The sequence below is a fragment of the Cupriavidus sp. MPR-AND1C genome (assembly GCF_058809705.1).
This window is the reverse complement of the sequence record NZ_JBXASU010000204.1, coordinates 1-804: the sequence shown is the minus strand read 5'-3', so window position 1 is coordinate 804 and position 804 is coordinate 1. Positions and strand designations below refer to the sequence as shown.

General features: G+C 64.8%; 1 protein-coding gene. It reads right to left on the bottom strand.

Annotated elements, in window-relative coordinates; genetic code table 11:
- On the bottom strand, positions 1-804 hold an 804-nt coding region (locus tag AC1RWI_RS38040), incomplete at both ends, for a citrate/2-methylcitrate synthase (protein ID WP_492870887.1).

The following is an 804-nucleotide window of genomic DNA, read 5'->3' as shown; positions in this document are numbered from 1 at the left end:
GATCGGCACGAACTTCAGGTTTTCCGGGCCCGTGTAGTTGGCGCTGGGGCGGATGATCTTGTTGTCGATGCGTTGCTCGATGATATGCGCAGCCCAGCCCGAGGTGCGCGCGATCACGAACAGCGGGGTGAACATGGCGGTGGGCACGCCCATCATGTGATAGCTCACCGCGCTGAACCAGTCCAGGTTGGGGAACATCTTCTTGGCGTCCCACATGGTGGTTTCCAGGCGCTCGGCGATGTCGAACATCTTCATCGAGCCGGCATCCTTGGACAGGCGCCGCGCCACTTCCTTGATCACCTGGTTGCGCGGGTCGCCGGTGGTGTACACCGGGTGGCCGAAACCGATCACCACTTCCTTGTTCTCCACGCGGCGCGAGATGTCGATATGCGCCTCGTCCGGGCTGTCGTAGCGCTTCTGGATCTCGAACGCCACTTCGTTGGCGCCGCCGTGCTTGGGGCCGCGCAGCGCGCCGATGGCGCCGCAGATCGACGAGTACATGTCCGAGCCCGTGCCGGCGATCACGCGGCCGGCGAAGGTGGAGGCGTTGAACTCGTGCTCGGCGTACAGGTTGAGCGAGGTCTGCATGGCGCGCTCCCACAGCGCGGACGGCTTCTGGCCGTGCAGCAGGTGCAGGAAGTGCGCGCCGATGGTGTCGTCGTCGGTCTCGACTTCGATGCGCCGGCCATTATGGCTGTAGTGGTACCAGTACAGCAGCATGGAGCCCAGGCTGGCCATCAGGCGGTCGGCGATGTCGCGCGCACCTGGGGTGTTGTGGTCGTCCTTTTCCGGCAGCACGGTGCC